Here is a 16,646-nt window from a genome sequence, read left to right as displayed (position 1 = left end):
GAGCCGCGAGGTGATCTCAGAGCCAGCCGTGCTCTTCCGCGAGCCGCACCGCCTCGGCCCTCGTCCTCGCCCCGGTCTTGCCCATCGCGGCCGAAAGATGGTTGCGCACGGTGCCTTCGGAAAGGTGCAGCGCGCGGGCGATGTCGGCCACCGTGCTGCCGTCCTTGGCCGCCTTGAGGACGTCGTGTTCGCGTCCGGTGAGCGGGCTCGCGCCGGTGGCGAGCGATTCGGCGGCGAGTGCGGGATCGACCACCCGGAGCCCGCCGTGGACCCGGCGGACGGCGTCGACGAGCTGCTCCGGCGGAGCGTCCTTGACCACGAATCCCGCGGCGCCCGCGGCCATCGCCCGCGACAGGTAGCCGGGCCTGCCGAAGGTGGTGCAGATGATGATCCGGCACAGCGGGAGCGCGCCGTGCAGTTCGGCGGCGGCTTCGAGACCGTCCTTGCCCGGCATCTGGACGTCGAGCAGCGCGACGTCCGGCGAAGTCTCCTTCGCCCGCTGAAGCACTTCGTCGCCCGAGCCGACCTGGGCGACCACCTCGATGTCGGCTTCGAGGCCGAGCACGGTGGCCAAGGCCCCGCGCACCATCGCCTGGTCGTCGGCGAGCAGGACCCGGATCACGCGCAGCCTCCAGTGGGTTCGGAGAGCGGCGCGGCCACGTCGCTCCGCAGGGCGGACTCGGGTACGTCCGCCCGGACGAGCCATCCTCCCCCAGGTGGCGTGGTGGCGGTCAAGGTCCCGCCGACCGCGTCCAACCGTTCGGTGAGGCCGCGCAGGCCGTTGCCCGCCATCGCCTCGCCGCCTTCGCCGTCGTCCTCGACTTCCAGCCAGGTCTTGCCGAGACGGACCTTCACGCGCTTCGCCCCGGAATGCCGGAGCACATTGGTGACCGCTTCCCGCAGCACGTAACCGAAAGTGCGCTGCAGGGCGGGAGCGACGTTGTCCACCGCGTGTGGCAGATCCGCGTCGATTTCGGCCGCCCGCAGCGCCGCCCGCGCTCCGGCGACCTCCGCCGACAGCGACACCTCGCGATACTCGGAGACCGTGGCACGGATGTCCGCGAGAGCGCTGCGAGTCAGGCTCTCGACCTCGCTGATCTCCTGCAGGGCACGGGTGTCGTCCTTGCCGCTCTCCAGGATCCGGCGGGCGAGCCCGGCCTTGACCGTGATGGTGGTGAGGCTGTGGCCGAGGATGTCGTGCAGATCCCGCGCCAGGCGCTCGCGTTCACCCGCCACCGCGAGCGTGGCGATCTCCTGGTTCGCCGCCTCCAGTTTCCGCACCGCGCGGACCAGGTTCGCCATGAAGAACATCGCCGCCGTGATCGAGATGACCGCGATGAGATCGCCGAAGTCGTATTTGCCGATGATCAGATGGACGGCCAGCACCAGCAGCAGGGCGCCGCCGTCGAGGATCAGCGACCAAGCCGGCGGCAGCGTGAAGGCCAGCACCGCCGTCGCGTAGATCAGGATGTACGGGTTGTTGTCGTGCAGGAACACCAGCGTGAGACCGATGAGCAGCATCAGCACCGAGAAGACGTAGGTCGTCTTCCGCCGGGAAGGCCGCAGACTGAGCGGGAACAGCACGTAGCAGGCGCCGTAGAAGAGCAGGAGAACGGCGATCACCAGCTCTTTCGCGGTCGCCCCGTCGGTGGCCAGATCGACCGCCGCGGGGACGAAGCCGGGCACGATGAAGGCGAGGCCGAAGAACACCCACCGCCTCGGCCGGGGGCCCCGTCCGGTTCGCGGCGGCATGTCCGCCCACCAGTTCTCCCGGCTGTTCAAGCCCGTCTCGACCCTGCCCGGGTAGTCGCTCACCGGTTCACCCATCTCTCAGACCCGCGCACTGTCCTTACGGTAACGCCTGATCACCAGCGCCCCGAGGACCGCGGTCCACGCCGCCAGCACGCCGAGCGCGGCCGGGAGACTCACCGTGAGATGGTCGGTGACCACCGGGCGGACCAGCTGGATCAGCCAGTACGTCGGCGTCACCTGGGCGATGTCGGCCATCCACGACGGCATCCCGTCGATCGGGATCCACAGGCCGCCCAGGAAACCCATGCCCATCATCACGATCATGTTCAGCGGCTGCATCGACTCCGGTGTGCCGAACTGGCCCAGCAGCAGGCCGAGCAGCACCAGCGGGATCGCGCCGAGCCAGCAGCCCAGCACCAGCCGCAGCCAGCCGGCGGCGTCGAGGTGGACACCTTGGAACAGGACGCCGATCAGCGGGACGACGAGCAACGACGGGAGCGCGACGAGCATCGCCGAGAGCGCCTTGCCGCCGAGATAGCCGGCGCCCGTCAGCGGGGTCAGCCGCAGCTGGCGCTGCCAGCCCGTGGACCGCTCGATGGCCAGTTTCGCGCCGCTCGTCATCGCGGCGGAGAAGGTGCCGAAGGCCATCATGTTCACCATGATCACGCCGGCGATGTCCATTTGGCCCGAGGCGAAGACGTTGGCCTGCAACAGGAACATCAGCACCGGAAAGGCGACGGCGAAGAGCACGAACCGGGTCGAACGGAAGGTGCGGACGATCTCGGTCTTGAGATAGATCGGGTTCATCGGACGGTTTCCTCGGTGGCTTCGGTGGTCAGGGACAAGAACGCGCCTTCAAGACCGACGGCGCTGATCTCGATGTCGTGCGCTTCGGGGATTTCGGTCAGCAACGCGCGCAGCGTGGCGTCGGAATCGGAACTGGAGATCGCGGCGCGGCCACCGCGGAGTTCGAATCCGGTGACCGCCGGCAGCCCCGCGATCACCGGCTCCGCCGCCGCGGGCACGACCGCGCGGATCGTGCGTCCCCCGGCCAGCGCACGGACCTGCGCGACCGAACCGTCCGCGACGATCCGCCCCGACCGCATCAGCACGACACGGTCGGCGAATTCTTCGGCCTCTTCGAGATAGTGGGTGGCGAACAGGACCGTGCGGCCGGTGTCCGTGTACTCGTACATGGACTTCCAGAACTCGCGGCGCGTGCCGACGTCCATCGCGGCGGTCGGTTCGTCGAGGATCAGCAGATCGGGGTCGCTCACGAGCGCGACGGCGAACCGCACGCGCTGCTTCTGCCCGCCGGAAAGCCTGGTGGAGCGCCGGTTCGCGAGGTCCTCGATCCCGGCGCGGCGCAACGCTTCCCGCACCGGCATCGGCTTGCGGTGCAACGCCGCGACCATGCCGACGGTCTCGGCGACCGTGAGATCTTCGACGAGCGCGCCGCCCTGCAGCATCGCGCCGATCATCCCGTCGCCGACCGCGTCCCCCGGCTCGCGGCCGAACACGGTCACGGTGCCGCTGTCGGGCACGCTCAGGCCCAGGATCATGTCGACGGTGGTGGATTTGCCCGCGCCGTTGGGGCCGAGGAGCGCGACCACCTCACCCGGCGCGATCGTCAGGTCCACGCCGTCGACGGCGTGGACGTCGCCATAGTGCTTACGCAGCCCGGAAAGCCGTACCGCCGCCCCCGCGGTGATGTCTTGTTCTCGCATGCTTAGAGCTTGTCGCGCGAGAGGGTCGCGGACGTGGGCCGCGCGTCACGACCTGAGGATGACAGTTGTCAGGGGTGCGCCGCTCCCGAACGTCATGAAAGGGCCGTTCAGGACAAGAAACGTCCTGAACGGCCCTTTCATGACATTGGCCGGGCGTGCGGCGCGAGTATGCGGAACTCAGGCGCCGATCAGCCGGCCGGCCAGGTACGACTCGAGTTTGTCGATCGCGACCCGTTCCTGCGCCATGGTGTCGCGCTCCCGCACGGTCACCGCGTGGTCGTTGAGCGAGTCGAAGTCGACGGTCACGCAGTACGGCGTCCCGATCTCGTCCTGGCGCCGGTAGCGGCGGCCGATCGCGCCGGCGTCGTCGAAGTCGACGTTCCAGTGCTTGCGCAGCGCCGCCGCGACGTCGCGCGCCTTCGGCGTGAGATCGGCGTTGCGGGACAACGGGAGGACGGCGACCTTGAACGGCGCGAGCCGGTAGTCCAGCTTGAGCACCGCGCGGGTGTCGGTGCTGCCCTTGGCGTTCGGCACCTCTTCCTCGTGGTACGCGTCGACGAGGAACGCCATCATCGACCGGCCGACACCGGCCGCGGGTTCGATGACGAACGGGCGGAACCGCTGCTTCGTGGCCTGGTCGAAGAACGACAGGTCCACACCGGAGTGGTTCGAGTGCGTCGTGAGGTCGAAGTCGGTGCGGTTCGCGATACCTTCGAGCTCGCCCCATTCCTGGCCCGCGTTGAACGCGAAGCGGTACTCGATGTCGACGGTGCGCTTCGAGTAGTGGGAGAGTTTTTCCTTCGGGTGCTCGTAAAGGCGGAGGTTGTCCGCTTTGATGCCGAGGTCCTTGTACCACTCGGTGCGCGCGTCGATCCAGTACTGGTGCCAGGTCTCGTCTTCGCCCGGCTCGACGAAGAACTCCATCTCCATCTGCTCGAACTCACGCGTGCGGAAGATGAAGTTGCCCGGCGTGATCTCGTTGCGGAACGACTTGCCGATCTGGCCGATGCCGAACGGCGGCTTCTTGCGCGCCGCGGTCTGCACGTTGAGGAAGTTGATGAAGATGCCCTGCGCGGTCTCCGGGCGGAGGTAGTGCACGCCTTCCTCGGACTCGACCGGGCCGAGGTAGGTCTTGAGCATCATGTTGAAGTCACGCGGCGCGGTGTACTGCCCGCGGGTGCCGCAGTTCGGGCACGGCACCTCGGACAGGTCGTCCTCGGACACCTCCTTGCCCGAGCGGGCGGAGAAGTCCTCGGCCAGCTGGTCGGCGCGGAACCTCTTGTGGCAGGAGAGACATTCGATCAGCGGGTCGGTGAAGACGTCCAGGTGACCCGACGCGACCCACACCTGACGGGGCAGGATCACCGACGAGTCGAGGCCGACGACGTCGTCGCGGCTCTGCACGACGGTCTTCCACCACTGGCGCTTGATGTTGTCCTTGAGTTCGACACCGAGGGGCCCGTAGTCCCACGCCGACTTGGTACCGCCGTAGATCTCTCCACACGGGAAAACGAAGCCTCGACGCTTGCACAGGCTGACGACGGTCTCAATGGTGTTGGCGGGCACTCCACGCTCCGAAGCATGCGGGGACGGGTATGGGCTAGAAGGACAAGACTAACCGCCCGTCCCCGCGCGACCTCCGGCGAGGTCGGACCGCTCAGGGCCTGCTGACCAACGAGGCGGTGACGATGCGGTTGTCCTCGTAGCCGTCGGTCCCGCCGACGTACTCGCCACCGCAGGTGACCAGCACCAGCCGATGCGGCCCGTCCGGCCCGAACAGCTTCTCCGACTGTTCGGCGAGCTTCGTCTTGTGCACGGTGACGATCTCGCCGATCTTGTACACCCACTTACCGCCGTCGGTGTCGACGACGTCGACCTCCTGGCCGGTCTTGAGCCGCCACAATTCGTCGAACGGGCCCTTCTTCCCCTTCCAGTTCACATGTCCGGAAAGCAGGGAAGCGCCCTGGTCGGCGCCCAGTTTCGCGCCCCACCAGGTGGCTTCGTCGAGACCCTCGGGGATGGGCAGGGTCCCGTCCGCGGTCAGTTCCTTGCGGATCAGTTTCGCCGTGCCGCCGCCGGGGAGTTTGACCGTGCCGGGCGCCTGTCCCAGGTCGGCCGGGGTCTGGGGCGGCTGAGCCGCCGACGTGGTCGCCTGACCCTGGGTGGCCGCGACGACAGGATCACTCGTTCCGGTGAACACGAACACCGCGACCACGGCCGCCACCACGAAGATCGCGGCACCGATGAGGATCAACCCCAGGCTGGAGCGCTTCTTCGGCTGCTCCTCGCTCGCCGTACCGTCGTCGAACTGTCCCACCATCGGGTATTACTCCTTGCTCGCGTGTGGCCGCCGGAGCGGCCGGTGTCGCTAGACACGCGACGCGAGCCGAGAGAGGTTGCACCGACTTCCCGCGTTTCGTCCTCTGAATGCGGTCCTTGCGCGTGCAACTACCGCATTCAGAGGACGAAACGCGGGTCAGGCGGGCGGGCCGGAAACGGGGGTCGCGACGATCACCCGGTTGTCCCGGTAGCCGTCGGTCCCGCCCAGGTAGTCGCCGCCGCAGGTGACCAGGACCAGCCGATGCGGCCCGCTCTGCGCGAACAGCTTCGCCGCCTGCGCGGGCAGGTCGTTCTTGTGCACCGTGACGACCTCCCGCACGCGATAGACCCAGATGCCGCCCGCCGCGTCGCTGACGGCCACCTCCTGGCCCTCGTGCATCCGCCACAACTCGTCGAACGGCCCTTTGACGCCGCCCCAGTTGACGTGCCCGGAGATCAGCGACGTACCCGCTTCGGCACCGAGCCGCGCGCCCCACCAGGCCGCGTCGCCGAGCCCTCGCGGGATCGGGAGGACGCCGGTGGAGTTGACCTCGGAACGCACGAGCCTCGCCGATCCGCCTTCGGGCAGGCGGATGGTGCCGGGCCGCTGCCCGCGTTTCGAACTGTCGGCGGGCAACGCCAGCGGGGCGCCGTCCTCACCGGGCAAGACCGCGGGTTCCGCGAGCGACACCGGCTGTTCCGGCGGGATCCAGGTCAGCACGATCACGCCCGCGGAGATGGCGAGCGCCGAGACGACGGCGGACAGTGCCGCCAGCCAAGGCCGCACGAGGTCGCTACTTCTCCCGCACCGGAACGGGTTTGCGACGACGCGAGAGCAGCATGGCCGCGGCGCCGATCACGATGCCGCCGCCCAGCAGCCCCAGCCCGACCACGGTCCGCGTCGAGTCGGCGGCCTGCGGCGGGATACCGCCCGCGGGCACCGTCCCCGGTACCGCGGGCTGTTCGGGCGCCGCGCCCGGGCCGGTACCGCCGGCGGGTTTCGCGACGAAGTTCTTCGGGATCGAGCAGCTCACGCCGCCGAGCACGAGCGTCGTGCGGGCTTCACGCAGATCCTTGCCCGCGCCGTCGCGCACGTGCGTGACGATGTCCACCTTCCAGCCCGCCACCGCGGTCACGTCGCCGTCGCGCCAGCCGTCCTGCCGGATCAGCTGGTCGAAGGCGGTCACGCGGGACACGGTCAGGTCGGAGGTGGTCTTGTCCTTGCTGGCCGTTTTGTCGATTTCGCCGGTCGAGGGCGGGCCGAGCTTGAGCCCCCTGACATCGACGCCCGAAGCGCCGGACGGCTTGAGCGCGCCGGTTTCGTCCCGCACCCAGATCTTGCCCACGCTCGTCGACGACGTCGCCTTGCTCGGCGACAAGCAGTCGACGGCGCTCTTCGCGCCTTCGAGGACCAGCACGGTGTTGTCGGCGGGCTTCGCGCCACCGCGCCCGTTGTCGAGCAGGGCGTAGTTGCTCTCCGCGACCGCCGTCGGGACCGTGGTCTGCTGCAGCGCGGCGAGCACGTTGTGGTCGCGGCTGGCGATACCGGGAGGGAACGGGCTCTGGGCGCCGAAGCGGCCGAGGTTGACGGCCCATTTGTCGCCGAAGGTGTTTTTCTCGCCGTTGTCACGCGGGACGACGGTGCGGTCCGGGGAGAGTTTCGACTGGCCGGGCGTCAGCGGTGAGCGCTGGGTTTCGGTGATCAACGATCCCGGGTTCCCGATGCGCACCGACGCCACATTCGCGAACGACACGGGGCCGGTCTTCTCATCGACGGCCTGCGTCGTCTGCGCCGAGGCGAGCCCCGGGACCGACGCCAAAGCGACGGCCGCCGTCGCGGCGGCCAGCTTCGTCACGAATCGAGTCATGTCTCCCCACTGCCTCTCCGGGCCCTCAGAGCGCGGTCGTCGGCATACGAGAAGCGACGAAACGCTCCGCGACAACCTTGCACCGTTGGCGACCACATGCGAAGTGGAATGGTCATTTCTTTGCGAAGTCACCCGAATGGAGCAGTAACATCGCCGCCAAGTGGTCGCCCGGTCGGCGAACAGACCACCGGGGACGGGAACACTAAGATGGGCTGGACTGTTACTGGCAATGACTTCGGAAATCATGATGGACATGGAGGCGGCGATGGCTACGGTGACCCCGGACTCTGCCGCCCCGGGTCTCGCGGAAGACCCCGGACCGCATTCGTCGGCCCGTCCCCCCGCCGAACCCGCGACGTCGGCCTCGCCCGCCGTCCTCGCGGACGCCGGCGACCTGCTCAGGGCGCTCGCCGCGCCCGTGCGCATCGCCATCGTCCTGCAGTTGCGTAACGCGGACAGGTGCGTGCACGAACTGGTGGACACACTCGATGTCGCGCAGCCGCTGATCAGCCAGCACCTGCGGGTGCTGAAGACCGCGGGTGTCGTACAGGGTGAGCGACGCGGCCGTGAGGTGGTGTACCGGCTGGTCGACGATCACCTTGCGCATATCGTGGTGGACGCCGTAGCCCACGTTCAGGAGGGGAAGTGAGCATGAGTCCGACGACGGCCAACAGTTCCGCGCCGGTGCCGGGACGCCGGTCGACGAAACAGCGGGCCGCCGTGGTCGAGCTGCTCAAGGAGATCGACGACTTCCGTTCCGCCCAGGAACTGCACGACGAACTGCGCAAACGCGGCGACGGCATCGGGCTCACCACGGTGTACCGCACGCTGCAGTCGCTGTCGGAGGCCGGCGAGATCGACGTCCTGCGCACCGACACCGGCGAGGCCATCTACCGGCGTTGCTCGTCGCACCACCACCATCACCTGGTGTGCCGCCTCTGCGGCAGCACGGTCGAGGTCGAGGGCCCCGCGGTGGAGCGGTGGGCCGAGAAGATCGCTTCGGAGCACGGGTTCTCCGACATCAGCCACACCGTGGAGATCGTCGGGACCTGCTCGAACCACTGACGAGCGCTATGAAAGGTCCTTTCCTTGCAAAATTTGCAAGGAAAGGACCTTTCATGGCATCGGGTCAGCCCACGATGAACCCGCCGTGGCCGGAAGTCTCGCGGAGCCAGGCGAGCCAATCCCGCCACAGTTCGTCGGCCTCCAGTTCGGAGCGCAGCACCGCGGGCGCCGTTGCGTAGCGTTCGAGCGCTTGTCCGATCTCCTGGTCGCCGACGATCCACGGCCCGTTGCTCATCAGCTTGAACTCCGGGATCCCCACCATGCCCGCGACGGTCTGCGCCGAAGCGGCGCGCTCGGCGCGGTCATACTCGTCGCGACGGTCCTGCGCCGCGGACAGCCAGTCCTCGGTGTCGGCGAAAGGCCAGGCGGGAAACGGACGATATTCCGCTTCGTAGGTCATCGCCGTGCGCCGCATCCCCTCCCGGCACGCTGCCATCCCCATGACGTTCAGGTGGAACTGGAACGGCGCGGCCAGTTCGAAATACGAGCTCGCGCAGTGGGGGACGTGCACACAGCGGACAAGGCAGGCCTCGAAACGGTCCCGGGCGGCCGCGGCCGGCTCCGGTAGGTCCACCCACTCCAGGTCGTAACCCATGACGTCCGGGCTCAGTACTCGTAGGGGTCCTTCGGCGCCGGCACCTGCCGCACCGAAGTGAGCGCCAGGTCCGGCATGTAGCTGTTCTCCCGCACCGCGGTCCCCGGCACGACCGTCCCGGTGACCTCCAGCCAGGTGTCGTTCCCGAAACCCGACACGCCCTCGCCCACCATCCGCACGGTGATCGGGAAGGCGTCGGCCGCGCAGCAGCCGATGACCATCCGCGCCAGCATCGTGTTGCCCTCGTTGTGCACGACGAAGCCGGACAGCCGCACCGTGCGCCCGTTCAGCGAGCCGCTGGAATCCCACCCCGCCCGGCTCACGAACTCGTTGACCTCCAGCGGGACCACGTCCCCGGCGGGCAGGGGCGGGAAGGCGGCCGCGTTGCTCGCCGAAGCGCTCTGTGGCGCCCTGGCCTCGGTGCGGGTTACCGAATCGGCGCCCAGCGCGGGCGGCGCGACCAGGAACACGGCCAGCACCGGCACCATCAGCAGCCACGCCGACCGGGTGTTGTGGTCGTGCGCGTGGACGTCCCCGGACACGACGGCGGCGGCCCGCGCGGCCAGCAGGTCGCGGACGATCGCGACCGCGCCCAGCGCCACCATCACCGCGCCGCCCGCGATGATCCACGGTTGCTGCGCGGGTTTGACGTAGCGCAGGTAGTCGCCGTTGATCGCGATCTTCAGCAACGCGCCGCCGAGCAGGATCAACAGGATGTTCTGGGTCTCGCGTTTCAAGCGCCACCTCCGAGGATCAGCACACCCGACACGACGGCGCACGAGAGCGCGACCACGAACGTCACCGGCGCGAACCGGAGCGCGAAGGACTTGCCGAAGGTGCCCGTCTGCAGAGCGAACAGCTTCACGTCGATCGCGGGCCCGACCACCAGGAAAACCAGTTTCGGCAGCAGCGGCATCGCGGTCAGCGACGCGGCGACGAAGGCGTCGGCCTCACTGCACAGGGCCAGCACGACGGCGAGCACGGCCATCACCAGCACCCCGAGCACGATCTGCTCCCCCAGCACCCCGAACCACTTGGCGGGCACCAGCACGTTCATCGCGGCGGCGATCATCGCGCCGAGCACGAGGAAACCGCCCGCCTCGACCAGATCCGCCCGCGCGGTCTCGGCGAAGGTCTTCCACCGCGAACCGTGCTGAACCTCGGGAAGCCGCCGCAGAGCCCGCTCCGCGATCCAGTCGAGCTTGCCCCACTTCGCCCACAGCCAGCCCATCACCATCGCGGTGGCGAGCGAGCCGGCGAACCGGGCGAACACCATTTCCGGGTTTCCGGGGAACGCCACCGCCGTGGCGACCAGCACCACCGGGTTCACCGCGGGCGCGGCGAGCAGGAAGGTCAGCGCGGCCGCGGGCGCGACGCCCTGGCCGATCAGCCGCCGCGCGACCGGCACCGACGCGCATTCACAACCCGGCAGGGCGACCCCGGCCAGCCCCGCGACACCGACCGCGGCACCGGCCCGGCGAGGGAGCACCTTCTCCAGCACCCGCGCGGGCACGAACGCCGCGATCGCGCCGCTGATCAGCACCCCGAGCACCAGGAACGGCAGCGCCTGCACGCAGACGGCGACGAACACGGTCGAGCCGGTCCGCAGCGCGGGCACGTCGAACACCTGCTGGAGCCAGCTCTGCCCGAGGATCGCGATCAGCAGGATCGCGCAGAGCACCTCGATCGAGGTGATCTTGAACCGCCGGGCCGGCTTCTTCTCCGGGGCGCTTCTGGAAATGGTTTCCATGCGCGCGATGATGCCAGGTGACCGTGCGTTCCGGCGGTCACTCCCCGGGAGCGGTGCCCAGCAGGTCCGAACGCAGCTGCGACGCGGTCGAGACGACCAGCATGAGCAGCGTCCCGAGCGGCGAGGGGTCCATGCCCTCGGCCGGGAACGCGTACCTCAGCGTGATGTCGATGCCCTTCTCCGAACGCACGACCCCGAGCGTGCCGAACAGGCCCTGTCCGGCGCGTTCCGCCGCCGAGGCCGCGATCGCCGGGTCGTCCGGCAGATCCCAGGCCACGACGCAGGTCAGGCTCAGCACGGTCAGCCCTTCGGCCAGCCGGGTCGCCTGGATGACGCACGGGACGTCCGCGTGCGAGAAGGTCAGCGCGCCGTCGTCGTCGACGTGGACTTCGAGATAGCGCTCGAGCGCTTCCCGCGCGGAGGTGAGCAGGGCCGCCGTGTCCGCCGCCTCGGTGGTCATGAGGTTCCTTCCGAAGCCTTGTCGACGGCTCCGCCGAAGCGGCGGTCCCGTTTCGCGAATTCGAGGCACGCCCGCCACAGGTGGGTGCGGTCGAAGTCGGGGAAGAGCGTGTCCTGGTAGACCATCTCGGCGTAGGCCGACTGCCAGAGCAGGAAGTTCGACGTCCGCTGCTCCCCCGACGGCCGCAGGAACAGGTCCACGTCCGGCATGTCGGGCTGGTAGAGGTACTTGCCGATGGTCTTCTCGGTGACCTTGTCCGGGTTCAGTTTCCCGTCGGCGACGTCCTGCGCGATCCGGCGCATGGCGTCGCCCAGTTCGGCACGGCCGCCGTAGTTGACGCACATCGTCATGTTCAGCGCCGTGTTGTGCTTGGTCTTCTCCTCGGCGACCTGGAGTTCCTTGATGACGCTCGCCCACAGCTTGGGGCGGCGGCCCGCCCAGCGGATGCGGACGCCGATCGAACCGAGGTAGTCGACCTGGCGGCGGATGGTGTCGCGGTTGAAGCCCATCAGGAAACGGACCTCCTCCGGACTCCGCTTCCAGTTCTCGGTGGAGAACGCGTACACCGAAAGCCATTTGACGCCGAGCTCCACGGCGCCGCTGGCGACGTCGATCATCACCGCTTCACCGCGTTTGTGGCCCTCGATCCGCGGCAGTCCGCGCTGGTTCGCCCAGCGGCCGTTGCCGTCCATCACCAGCGCCACGTGCTTCGGGAGGAGTTCCTTGGGGATCTCCGGCGGCCGGGCACCGGACGGATGCGGCTCCGGCGCGCGAAGTTCGAATTGTGACGCCTTGTTCTCGCGTCCCCTGCGCAGCACCTTCGAGCCTCCTGAACGAGTGAACCTGTGCCTGCGACCCTACTGCGCCTGCGCGCCGGCCTCCCGCGCACGCCTCTCCACCAGCGGCAGCGACCGCAACTGACGCTCCAGATGCCACTGCAGATGCGCCGCGACCAGGCCGGACGCGTCCCGCCGCGGCACCGGCAGCGACGCCTCGGCCACCGGCCACTCGCCGTGCAGGAGCGCCGCGAGCAGCGTCAGCACCTCCTGGGAGGGGTGGACACAGCCGGGAACCCGGCAATCCGGGCACATCGAACCCCCGGCGGACACGCTGAACGCCTTGTGCGGACCGGGCAGGCCGCAGCGGGCGCATTCGGTGATCGCGGGCGCCCAGCCGGCGTAGGCCATGGCCCGCAGGAAAAAGGCGTCGAGGATGAGGGAACTGTCCCGTTCGCCGCCCGCCAGCGCCCGGAGCGCTCCGACGACGAGCATGTAGAGCTTGAGCACCGGCTCGCCTTCTTCGGCGGACAGCCGGTCCGCGGTCTCGGCGATGGCGCTCGCGGCGGTGTAGCGCTGGTAGTCGGCCACCAGCGGCAGCGCGAAGGCGTCGACCGTCTCGACCTGGGTGATCACGTCGAGCGAGCGGCCGGTGTAGAACTGGACGTCGACGTGCCCGAACGGCTCCAGACGCGCCCCGAAGCGCGATGACGTCCGACGCACGCCCTTCGCGACCGCACGGACCTTGCCGTGCCGCCGCGTGAGCAGGGTGACGATCCGGTCGGCCTCACCCAGCTTGTGCGTCCGCAACACCACTCCGGTGTCGCGATAGAGGTTCACCACCCCGACATCGTCCCACCTGGGACCGACATCGGGGTGGTGCGCCCCGGAATCAGCAGTAGCTGCTGCTGTAGCAGCTCGAGACCGACGCGGTCGCGACGATCGAGATGATGATCATCACGATGGCGAACACGCAGCCGAGGCCGCCGATGATCGACGCGATCATGCACATGGTCCTCGTGGACCTCGACGCGTCCGCGGCGGCGGCGTAGTTGCCCTGCATCTTGTACGTGTTGACCTCGTTGGACTTCATGATCGCGAAGATCGCGATGATCCAGCAGAGGAAGATGCAGCCGATCGCCCAGCCCTTGTAGTCCTTGATGGCGTTGATGTCGCCCCCGGGCATACCGCCCGGCGCGCCGTAAGGGGAAGGCTGACCGTACGGAGCAGGCTGGCCGTAGGGGGCGGGCATGCCACCGGACGGCGGCCCGTAGCCAGGCTGCTGTCCGTAAGGCTGCTGCTGGCCGTAGGGGTTGGTCATGAAAGTGGTCCTCGTCGTTCTTTCGGCTACGGGTCGGGCTAGATGCTCGCGGCGACCAGGACGATCCAGAGAATGGAGAACAGGCAGCCGACACCGCCGATGATCGAGGCGATCATGCACATGGTCTTCGTCGACTTCGACGCGTCCATGGCGGCGGCGTAGTTGCCCTGCATCTTGTACGTGTTGACCTCGTTGGACTTCATGATCGCGAAGATCGCGATGATCCAGCAGAGGAAGATGCAGCCGATCGCCCAGCCCTTGTAGTCCGGGATCGAGTTGATGTCACCGCCACCGGGCATACCGCCCGGCGCGCCATAGGGCGCGGGCTGACCGTACGGCGCGGGCTGACCGTACGGCGCCGGCTGGCCGTACGGCATCGGGTTCGGGCCGGAAGGCTGGCCGTACGGCGCGGGCGTGGCGCCGGACGGGGGTCCGTATCCGGGCTGAGGCTGCTGGCCATAGGGCTGCTGGCCGGGCTGCTGGCCGTACGGGTTCGTCATCGGGGTTCCCCACTTTTGTCGCATTTGCCGACGGGTGGATCCCGCCGGTTTTTCCTTACTGTTGCGGTGTTCCGGGCCCGTTCGGCCCATCCGCTCCGGGCAACTGCTGCCTCAGCTGCTCCGGGGTGATCTTCTGCGTCGGCTCGGCTTCGTCGAACCCTGACGGTGCCTGCTGAGGCTGCTGCCCCGGGCGGAGGACCTGCGTCGGCTCGGCCTCGCCCAGAGCCGGCTCAGGCTGGGACTCCGGTGACGGCGCCGCGGTTCCGTGCGGCGGCTGCCCGAAGGGCTGGGACGGCGGCTGCCCGAACGGCTGCGGCGGCTGGGGCTGCTGGCCGAACGGAGACTGCTGCTGCGGCTGTTGTTGCGGCTGGCCGAACGGCGCGGGCGGCGCGGGGAACGGCGAAGACGCCGGAGGCGCCGGGAATCCCGGCGTCTGGCCGAACGGCGCCGCCGCGGCCGCCGACGCTTCGCCCGGCACGACGATGGTGCTGAGGATCTTGTCGGCGAAGGTCTGCTTCTTCTCGTCCCACAGCGGCCAGAGGTAACCGAGACCGCAGACCCAGCCGTCCAGGTTGTGGCACAGGTCCCGGACGAAGGCCATCAGCGGGCCGATCGGCTGGCCGTCACTCTCGCGGACGAGCTTGATCTTCAAGATCTTCTTGCCGAGCGACTGACCGGTGGTGCCCATCTTGATCCACCGGTTGTAGACGGTCCAGGCGAACCCGGCGAGATAACCGAGACCGGCGACGAACAGGCCGATCGTGTCAGGCCCCACCGCCGAGATGATCGCGCCGATGATCGGCAGCACGACGATCGGGCCGAAGTCGATGAGCGTCGCGCCCGCACGCACTCCCCAGTGGGCGTAGTCGGTCCGCGGCCCGAACTGGGAGGCCTGGCCGAACGGCGAAGCCTGCCCCTGCTGCCCGAAGGGCGACTGCGGCTGCTGCTGGCCGAACGGAGACGACGGCTGCTGGCCGAAAGGCGACTGCGGCTGCTGCCCGAAGGGCGAGGGCTGTTCTCCCGACGGCTGCTGCCCGAACGGCGACTGCGGCTGCGGCGACTGCGGCTGCCCATCCCCGGATCCGGGCGGCGGCTGCTGTCCCGGCGGCTGCTGGCCGTAGGGAGTGGTCATCGAAATCCCCTCGCTGGTTCCTCGCCCCTGGCGCGCGGGGCCTCTGCGGCGACCCGGGCTGAATGTACGGCATGGGTACACACCGAGCAGACCGGTGCGCGGGAGCGTACTCGGTACCACCGACGATCCGGGCCTCGGCCCGGCACTCACACGTAAAGCGAGGTGAACGGGGCGAAGGGCAGGTTACGGATGACGAACCAGACGACGAACACGACACCGAACGCGAGCGGCGTCCAGCGCCAGTGCAGCCAGCTGTCCACCGCGCGGCCGCGGAGCCTGCCGACCGCCCAGGCGACCGTGCTCCAGATGAGCAGCAGAACGACCACAAAGGACACCGCGTTGTAGTGCAGCGCGGCGGGGATGTCCCCGTGCAGCGCGCTGTAGACCATGCGCATGCCGCCGCAGCCCGGACACGCGATGCCCAGCAGGGTCTTGGTGGGACAGACCGGAAGCGGCCCGCCCGGAGTGGTGGGATCGCCCAGCCAGAGGGCGACACAGCCGAGGCCCGCCCCGGCGGCGATGGCCAGGGGCGGCCCCAGCGCGCGGGCCTTGGCTTTGAACCCGCGCGCCGGGAATCCCGTGTAGACGGACGACGTCACGGCGTGAAGCTTCCCGCCGACGCGCCGATGATGATCATCACCACGATGAAGATGATGTACAGCAGGAAAAGACCGCCGGTGGCGATCGCTCCCCACATGGACCACTTCTTCGCGTCGTCGGCGGCCTTCTGGGCTTCGGCGTGGAAGCCCTGCGACCACAACGTCTGCACCTGGCTCGACTTCACGATCGCGACGATACCCAGCGGCAAGCAGCACAACACCGTGCAGAGGATGGCCCACACCAGGTTGTTGTCCGGCGGGGGTCCGTAGTTCGGCATGCCGCCGTAATACGGCTGCTGCGGCGGTGGCCCGCCAGGAGGCGGGTAGTTCGGGTACTGGTCGGTCATGAGGTCTCCCCCTCGAGCGCCGGGATCAGCGGTAGTTGTTCACGTCCACCGAGGCCGCGAACACGCCGAGGAAGACGACGAGGACAACGTACAGAACGATGAGGACGCCACCGACGATCGCCGCGATGATCGACCACTTCTTGGCCGCGTCGGCCGCTTCCTGCGCGGCGGCGGGCTGGCCCTGCGCCCAGAGGGTGTTCACCTGGTTCGCCTTGACGATGGCGACGATACCGAAGGGCAGGCAGCACAGGATCGTGGTGAGGATCGCCCACACCAGGTTGTTGTTGGGCGGCGGGCCGGGGTTGTTGAAGCCTCCACCGCCCTGAGGGTCGCCGGAGTAGTTGGGCAGGCCCTGGTTGTCGGTCATTTACCGCTTTCCCTTCACGAATGAGATGTGGAACTGCGACCCGGGCGCGCCGCCCGATCAGCGATCAC

The 16,646-nt window shown here is 68.8% G+C and carries 22 protein-coding genes; 2 read left to right on the top strand and 20 right to left on the bottom strand.

Annotation, left to right across the window (positions count from 1 at the left end; translation table 11 throughout):
• Positions 1 to 16: 16 nt before the first annotated feature.
• The 8 genes from AB8M46_RS33260 to AB8M46_RS33225 all read right to left on the bottom strand — a co-directional run bounded on the left by AB8M46_RS33260 (position 17) and on the right by AB8M46_RS33225 (position 7,666).
• Positions 17 to 622, bottom strand: a complete 606-nt coding sequence (locus AB8M46_RS33260) for a response regulator transcription factor (protein WP_037342867.1) — start codon at positions 620 to 622, stop codon at positions 17 to 19.
• Positions 619 to 1,815: a sensor histidine kinase gene (locus AB8M46_RS33255; protein WP_394362775.1), complete on the bottom strand. Its 1,197-nt coding sequence runs from the start codon at positions 1,813 to 1,815 to the stop codon at positions 619 to 621. The genes AB8M46_RS33260 and AB8M46_RS33255 overlap by 4 nt, the downstream gene beginning before the upstream one ends.
• 15 nt (positions 1,816 to 1,830) lie before the next feature.
• The gene (locus AB8M46_RS33250) at positions 1,831 to 2,559 is read right to left on the bottom strand and encodes an ABC transporter permease (protein ID WP_394362774.1); all 729 of its coding nucleotides are present in this window, start codon (positions 2,557 to 2,559) and stop codon (positions 1,831 to 1,833) included.
• Entirely contained in the window at positions 2,556 to 3,479 is a 924-nt protein-coding gene (locus AB8M46_RS33245; protein WP_394362773.1) for an ABC transporter ATP-binding protein, read from the bottom strand. Before AB8M46_RS33245 ends, AB8M46_RS33250 begins: the two co-directional genes overlap by 4 nt.
• Positions 3,480 to 3,656: 177 nt before the next feature.
• Complete coding sequence (locus tag AB8M46_RS33240) at positions 3,657 to 5,045, bottom strand: glycine--tRNA ligase (protein ID WP_034316415.1); 1,389 nt, start codon at positions 5,043 to 5,045, stop codon at positions 3,657 to 3,659.
• Positions 5,046 to 5,136: 91 nt separating this feature from the next.
• Positions 5,137 to 5,799: a class F sortase gene (locus tag AB8M46_RS33235; protein WP_394362772.1), complete on the bottom strand. Its 663-nt coding sequence runs from the start codon at positions 5,797 to 5,799 to the stop codon at positions 5,137 to 5,139.
• Positions 5,800 to 5,955: 156 nt separating this feature from the next.
• On the bottom strand, positions 5,956 to 6,585 hold the full coding sequence (locus AB8M46_RS33230; RefSeq protein WP_125736877.1) for a class F sortase: 630 nt from the start codon (positions 6,583 to 6,585) through the stop codon (positions 5,956 to 5,958).
• A 7-nt stretch (positions 6,586 to 6,592) separates the two neighbouring features.
• Positions 6,593 to 7,666, bottom strand: coding sequence for a hypothetical protein (locus AB8M46_RS33225; RefSeq protein ID WP_394362771.1), 1,074 nt, complete (start codon positions 7,664 to 7,666; stop codon positions 6,593 to 6,595).
• Positions 7,667 to 7,931: 265 nt separating this feature from the next.
• Here AB8M46_RS33225 and AB8M46_RS33220 point away from each other — a divergent pair, with 265 nt between their 5' ends.
• Positions 7,932 to 8,315 carry a helix-turn-helix transcriptional regulator gene (locus tag AB8M46_RS33220; RefSeq protein ID WP_037343441.1) on the top strand — a complete coding sequence of 128 codons (384 nt, stop codon included), beginning with the start codon at positions 7,932 to 7,934 and terminating at the stop codon, positions 8,313 to 8,315.
• 2 nt (positions 8,316 to 8,317) lie between these two features.
• The gene (locus AB8M46_RS33215) at positions 8,318 to 8,731 is read left to right on the top strand and encodes a Fur family transcriptional regulator (protein WP_020629376.1); all 414 of its coding nucleotides are present in this window, start codon (positions 8,318 to 8,320) and stop codon (positions 8,729 to 8,731) included.
• A gap of 64 nt (positions 8,732 to 8,795) precedes the next feature.
• Here AB8M46_RS33215 and AB8M46_RS33210 read toward each other — a convergent pair whose 3' ends face one another.
• The 12 genes from AB8M46_RS33210 to AB8M46_RS33155 form a co-directional block, all read right to left on the bottom strand.
• Positions 8,796 to 9,326 carry a hypothetical protein gene (locus AB8M46_RS33210; protein ID WP_394362770.1) on the bottom strand — a complete coding sequence of 177 codons (531 nt, stop codon included), beginning with the start codon at positions 9,324 to 9,326 and terminating at the stop codon, positions 8,796 to 8,798.
• Between the two features lie 11 nt (positions 9,327 to 9,337).
• On the bottom strand, positions 9,338 to 10,063 hold the full coding sequence (locus AB8M46_RS33205; protein ID WP_394362769.1) for a TIGR03943 family putative permease subunit: 726 nt from the start codon (positions 10,061 to 10,063) through the stop codon (positions 9,338 to 9,340).
• Entirely contained in the window at positions 10,060 to 11,076 is a 1,017-nt protein-coding gene (locus AB8M46_RS33200) for a permease (protein ID WP_016332474.1), read from the bottom strand. The genes AB8M46_RS33205 and AB8M46_RS33200 overlap by 4 nt, the downstream gene beginning before the upstream one ends.
• 37 nt (positions 11,077 to 11,113) lie before the next feature.
• Positions 11,114 to 11,536: a hypothetical protein gene (locus tag AB8M46_RS33195; RefSeq protein ID WP_005158775.1), complete on the bottom strand. Its 423-nt coding sequence runs from the start codon at positions 11,534 to 11,536 to the stop codon at positions 11,114 to 11,116.
• Positions 11,533 to 12,354 (bottom strand): isoprenyl transferase, encoded by an 822-nt coding sequence (locus AB8M46_RS33190; protein ID WP_037342848.1) that lies wholly within the window; start codon positions 12,352 to 12,354, stop codon positions 11,533 to 11,535. The genes AB8M46_RS33195 and AB8M46_RS33190 overlap by 4 nt, the downstream gene beginning before the upstream one ends.
• 39 nt (positions 12,355 to 12,393) lie before the next feature.
• Positions 12,394 to 13,155 carry a DNA repair protein RecO gene (recO, locus tag AB8M46_RS33185; protein WP_037342846.1) on the bottom strand — a complete coding sequence of 254 codons (762 nt, stop codon included), beginning with the start codon at positions 13,153 to 13,155 and terminating at the stop codon, positions 12,394 to 12,396.
• 49 nt (positions 13,156 to 13,204) lie between these two features.
• Complete coding sequence (locus tag AB8M46_RS33180; RefSeq protein ID WP_037342843.1) at positions 13,205 to 13,633, bottom strand: CD225/dispanin family protein; 429 nt, start codon at positions 13,631 to 13,633, stop codon at positions 13,205 to 13,207.
• Positions 13,634 to 13,671: 38 nt separating this feature from the next.
• The gene (locus tag AB8M46_RS33175) at positions 13,672 to 14,133 is read right to left on the bottom strand and encodes a CD225/dispanin family protein (RefSeq protein ID WP_037342840.1); all 462 of its coding nucleotides are present in this window, start codon (positions 14,131 to 14,133) and stop codon (positions 13,672 to 13,674) included.
• Positions 14,134 to 14,188: 55 nt separating this feature from the next.
• Entirely contained in the window at positions 14,189 to 15,265 is a 1,077-nt protein-coding gene (locus tag AB8M46_RS33170) for an RDD family protein (RefSeq protein WP_394362768.1), read from the bottom strand.
• 146 nt (positions 15,266 to 15,411) lie between these two features.
• Entirely contained in the window at positions 15,412 to 15,864 is a 453-nt protein-coding gene (locus AB8M46_RS33165; RefSeq protein ID WP_037342836.1) for a DUF2752 domain-containing protein, read from the bottom strand.
• Positions 15,861 to 16,211, bottom strand: a complete 351-nt coding sequence (locus tag AB8M46_RS33160; protein WP_016332466.1) for a CD225/dispanin family protein — start codon at positions 16,209 to 16,211, stop codon at positions 15,861 to 15,863. Before AB8M46_RS33160 ends, AB8M46_RS33165 begins: the two co-directional genes overlap by 4 nt.
• A gap of 25 nt (positions 16,212 to 16,236) precedes the next feature.
• The gene (locus AB8M46_RS33155) at positions 16,237 to 16,578 is read right to left on the bottom strand and encodes a CD225/dispanin family protein (RefSeq protein WP_016332465.1); all 342 of its coding nucleotides are present in this window, start codon (positions 16,576 to 16,578) and stop codon (positions 16,237 to 16,239) included.
• Positions 16,579 to 16,646: the final 68 nt, after the last annotated feature.

The sequence above is a fragment of the Amycolatopsis sp. SB7-3 genome, from assembly GCF_041021335.1.
GTDB classification, from domain to species: Bacteria; Actinomycetota; Actinomycetes; order Mycobacteriales; family Pseudonocardiaceae; genus Amycolatopsis; species Amycolatopsis japonica.
This window is presented reverse-complemented; position numbering and strand designations above follow the sequence as displayed.

Coding starts and splice junctions, on each gene's coding strand:
- AB8M46_RS33180 (WP_037342843.1), bottom strand. CDS start 13,633: ATGACCAACCCCTACGGCCAGCAGCAGCCTTACGGACAGCAGCCTGGC.
- AB8M46_RS33235 (WP_394362772.1), bottom strand. CDS start 5,799: ATGGTGGGACAGTTCGACGACGGTACGGCGAGCGAGGAGCAGCCGAAG.
- AB8M46_RS33160 (WP_016332466.1), bottom strand. CDS start 16,211: ATGACCGACCAGTACCCGAACTACCCGCCTCCTGGCGGGCCACCGCCG.
- AB8M46_RS33170 (WP_394362768.1), bottom strand. CDS start 15,265: ATGACCACTCCCTACGGCCAGCAGCCGCCGGGACAGCAGCCGCCGCCC.
- AB8M46_RS33250 (WP_394362774.1), bottom strand. CDS start 2,559: ATGAACCCGATCTATCTCAAGACCGAGATCGTCCGCACCTTCCGTTCG.
- AB8M46_RS33200 (WP_016332474.1), bottom strand. CDS start 11,076: ATGGAAACCATTTCCAGAAGCGCCCCGGAGAAGAAGCCGGCCCGGCGG.
- AB8M46_RS33215 (WP_020629376.1), top strand. CDS start 8,318: ATGAGTCCGACGACGGCCAACAGTTCCGCGCCGGTGCCGGGACGCCGG.
- AB8M46_RS33220 (WP_037343441.1), top strand. CDS start 7,932: ATGGCTACGGTGACCCCGGACTCTGCCGCCCCGGGTCTCGCGGAAGAC.
- AB8M46_RS33155 (WP_016332465.1), bottom strand. CDS start 16,578: ATGACCGACAACCAGGGCCTGCCCAACTACTCCGGCGACCCTCAGGGC.
- AB8M46_RS33195 (WP_005158775.1), bottom strand. CDS start 11,536: ATGACCACCGAGGCGGCGGACACGGCGGCCCTGCTCACCTCCGCGCGG.
- AB8M46_RS33210 (WP_394362770.1), bottom strand. CDS start 9,326: ATGGGTTACGACCTGGAGTGGGTGGACCTACCGGAGCCGGCCGCGGCC.
- AB8M46_RS33225 (WP_394362771.1), bottom strand. CDS start 7,666: ATGACTCGATTCGTGACGAAGCTGGCCGCCGCGACGGCGGCCGTCGCT.
- AB8M46_RS33245 (WP_394362773.1), bottom strand. CDS start 3,479: ATGCGAGAACAAGACATCACCGCGGGGGCGGCGGTACGGCTTTCCGGG.
- AB8M46_RS33175 (WP_037342840.1), bottom strand. CDS start 14,133: ATGACGAACCCGTACGGCCAGCAGCCCGGCCAGCAGCCCTATGGCCAG.